We start from the raw sequence: 3,305 nt of genomic DNA, 5'->3' as shown, positions 1-3,305 counted from the left end.
ATTTTACTACCTCCATAAAAATTAATTAAAAGTGAAATCTATAAGATTAATCTATAGATTATACTTTTTGAGATTAGCATATATTTATAAATAAGTCAATGAATTTGCATAAGTTTTTGTATTTTCATACAAAAATCTATTCTACTTGACGAAATCCTGGCAAAAGTGTAAAGTATTATTATCCATATGAAGAAAAGGGTATGAATTATGATTACATTGACGGGGAAAAAGATATCGGAAGGAATTGCGATCGGAAAGATCAGCTTCTATAAAAGAGATACAAAAGAGATACGTCGTATTTATGTAAAAGATGTAGAAAAAGAAGTGATGCGTTTCCAGAAGGCCAGAATGAGAGCAATTCAGGATCTGAAGGATCTCTATGATTCAGCGACTCAGGAAGTCGGTGAGGCGAATGCAACTATTTTTGAGATGCAGCAGATGATACTGGAGGATCAGGAATTTATCAGCCAGGTAACGGCAATTATTGTAGAGCAGAAACTGAATGCAGAATATGCACTTAAGAATGTAGCAGAAAATTTTATCACATATGCGATCAAAAATGATAAAAGTTATGTGCAGGGGCATGAGGCAGATGTCAAGGATGTGGTGACCAGAGTCCTGCGTATCCTGTCGAGAGCGTGGAAGGACCGGATGCTGATGGATGAGCCGTTTGTACTTGCTGCGGGAGAACTGTATCCAAGTGAAGCTGTTCAGCTGGATAAGACAAAAGTTCTCGGGTTTGTGACACGTTACGGAACAATCAATTCACATACAGCAGTTCTGGCAAGAACAAAAGGAATTCCGGCGGTCATCGGGTTAGGAGAGTCTCTTAAGAAAGAATATGAAGGTAAGACGATCATCATCGATGGATTTGATGGAAAAGTATATATTGAACCGGATTATACAACGATCACAAAGATGAAACAGAGACAGGATGAAAACCATACACAGGTTGTCAATCTGGAACGTCTGAAAGGAAAAGAAAATATTACACAGAGTGGACAGAAAATTGATGTCTATGCCAATATCGGAACGAGGGAAGACATAGAGAATGTTCTTCGCTGTGATGCCGGGGGCATTGGATTATTCAGAAGTGAATTCCTGTATATAGAAAATGGTATCAAGCTGCCTACAGAAGAGCAGCAGTTTCAGACATATAAGCTGGCGGCAGAAGCAATGGGAACCAAAAAGCTTGTAATCCGAACTGCGGATCTTGGAGGAGATAAGATGGCAGAGTGTCTGGATCTTGGAGAAGAAACGAATCCGGCGATCGGTTACCGGGGAATCCGTGTGTCGCTTGATAAAGAAGAGATATTCAAGACACAGCTTCGTGCGGTGCTCCGTGCATCGGCGTATGGCAATGTTCTGCTGATGTTTCCGATGATCACTTCACTTGATGAAGTGGTACGTGCAAAGCGTATACTGGAGAAAGTAAAAAAAGAATTAAAAGATGAGAAGATACCGTTTAACGAAGAGATATTTGTAGGCGTTATGATTGAAACTCCGGCAGCGGTTATGATCAGTGGTGAGCTTGCAAGAGAAGTGGATTTTTTCAGTATCGGTACGAATGATCTGTCACAGCTTACTCTTGGAATGGACCGTACAAATGCCAGGCTGGAAAATTGGTATGATCCGCATCACCCGGCACTTTTGAAGATGATTCGTATTATTGCCAATAATGTTCATCTGGAAGGAAAGAAGATTGGTATATGTGGAGATCTTGCAGCGGATCTGGAATTAACGGAACAATTTATTCAGATGGGAATCGATGAGTTATCCGTTGCTCCAAACCAGGTACTTGCACTTCGGAAAAAGATTAGAGAAATACAGTGATTTTCTAAAGAGACCCGTTTACTTTACGGGTCTCTTTTGTTAGAATGAGAGTGTTATCGAATCTATTAATGAGTGACATGAAGGAGGAAATCACATGTTAGAAAAGTTTTTCAAACTCAGTGAGAACGGTACAGATGTTAAAACAGAAGTTCTTGCCGGAATCACAACGTTCATGACAATGGCCTATATACTGGCTGTTAATCCAAGTATTCTCGCTGCAGCAGGAATGGATCAGGGAGCAGTATTTACAGCAACGGCGCTTGCATCATTGGTCGGTACACTGATGATGGCTTTACTGGCCAATTATCCGTTTGCACTGGCACCGGGAATGGGGCTGAATGCGTACTTCGCTTATACAGTAGTTCTTGGAATGGGGTATAAGTGGGAAGTTGCTTTGACGGCTGTGTTTGTGGAAGGTATTGTATTTATCATTCTGTCTTTGACGAACGTACGTGAAGCAATCTTCAATGCAATTCCGAAGAATCTAAAGGCTGCGGTCAGCGTGGGAATCGGTCTGTTTATTGCATTTATCGGTCTTCAGAATGCGAATATTGTAATTGGTGGTGCGACACTGGTGGAGTTGTTCTCGTTAGAAGGATACAATTCTGTGAATGGAGTGGAGGCTGCATTTAATAACGTAGGAATTACAGTGTTGTTGGCTGTGATCGGTGTTGTAATCACAGGTATTCTTGTAATCAAAAACATCAAGGGAAATATCTTATGGGGGATTTTGATTACATGGGCACTTGGAATCATCTGTCAGTTTGCAGGAATCTATGTTCCGAATCCTGAACTTGGATTCTATAGTCTGCTTCCGGACTTCAGCAACGGTCTGGCAATTCCGAGCATTGCTCCTGTGTTTGCGAAACTGGATTTCTCGGGAGTGTTTTCTCTTAATTTTGTAGTGGTTATCTTTGCTTTCTTATTTGTTGATATGTTTGATACGATCGGAACATTGATTGGTGTATCTGCCAAGGCAGACATGCTGGATGAAGAGGGAAGGCTTCCACATATCAAAGGTGCGCTTCTTGCGGATGCTATTGCAACGACTGCAGGAGCCGTATTTGGAACTACTACGACTACTACTTATGTAGAGAGTGCGTCAGGTGTAACAGAAGGAGGAAGGACCGGTCTTACAGCGATAACGACAGCAATTCTTTTCGGACTGGCTTTGTTCCTGTCACCAATATTCCTTGCAATCCCATCATTTGCAACCGCACCGGCACTGATCGTTGTAGGATTCTATATGCTGACAAATGTTTCCAACATTGATTTTGGGGATCTTGCAGAGGCACTTCCATGCTACATCTGTATCATTGCAATGCCATTCTTCTACAGCATATCAGAAGGTATATCTATGGGCGTTATCTCTTATGTTGTTTTAAATCTGATCACCGGAAAAGCAAAAGATAAGAAGATCAGTGCATTGATGTATGTTCTCGCAATTTTATTTATATTGAAATATATATTCC

At 41.0% G+C, this 3,305-nt stretch carries 2 protein-coding genes; both read left to right on the top strand.

Annotated features, from left to right (window positions below; all coding sequences use genetic code 11):
* Positions 1-207 precede the first annotated feature (207 nt).
* Positions 208-1,833 (top strand): phosphoenolpyruvate--protein phosphotransferase, encoded by a 1,626-nt coding sequence (gene ptsP / locus JQM82_RS14705; protein ID WP_235251152.1) that lies wholly within the window; start codon positions 208-210, stop codon positions 1,831-1,833.
* 94 nt (positions 1,834-1,927) lie between these two features.
* A partial coding sequence (locus tag JQM82_RS14700; RefSeq protein WP_235251151.1) for an NCS2 family permease occupies positions 1,928-3,305 on the top strand: 1,378 nt, incomplete at its 3' end.

Origin of the sequence: Faecalicatena contorta, from assembly GCF_021531995.1 — a bacterium.
Lineage (GTDB): Bacteria > Bacillota > Clostridia > Lachnospirales > Lachnospiraceae > Dorea_A > Dorea_A contorta_A.
Note: the sequence above shows the minus strand (reverse complement) of the source record. Positions and strands in the feature narration are given on the sequence as shown.

What these genes read in the sequence shown, in the direction of transcription:
- ptsP (WP_235251152.1), top strand. Translation starts at nt 208, where the DNA reads ATGATTACATTGACGGGGAAAAAGATATCGGAAGGAATTGCGATCGGA.